Source organism: Agrobacterium sp. CMT1, from assembly GCF_037203725.1.
Classification (GTDB): Bacteria; Pseudomonadota; Alphaproteobacteria; order Rhizobiales; family Rhizobiaceae; genus Agrobacterium; species Agrobacterium pusense.
In genome coordinates this window covers 1-270 of sequence record NZ_JBBCAR010000032.1, presented here as the reverse complement: position 1 = coordinate 270, position 270 = coordinate 1, and the positions used below count along the sequence as shown (strand labels likewise).

General features: G+C 58.1%; 1 pseudogene. It reads right to left on the bottom strand.

The window, feature by feature from the left end:
• Positions 1-270: pseudogene (gene tuf / locus WA845_RS25220) on the bottom strand (elongation factor Tu); the annotation flags it as partial.

The following is a 270-nucleotide window of genomic DNA, read 5'->3' as shown; positions in this document are numbered from 1 at the left end:
GGCCGCCTTCGCGGATAGCGAAGCGCAGCTTTTCTTCCATCGCGATCGGAACGATCAGCTCGACGTCAACCGTGACGTTGTCGCCAGGCATAACCATTTCCGTGCCTTCCGGAAGCGTAACGATGCCCGTGACGTCCGTCGTGCGGAAGTAGAACTGCGGACGGTAGTTCGTGAAGAACGGCGTATGACGGCCGCCTTCTTCCTTCGTCAGGATGTAGGCTTCTGCCTTGAACTTCTTGTGCGGCTTTACCGAACCCGGCTTGCACAGGA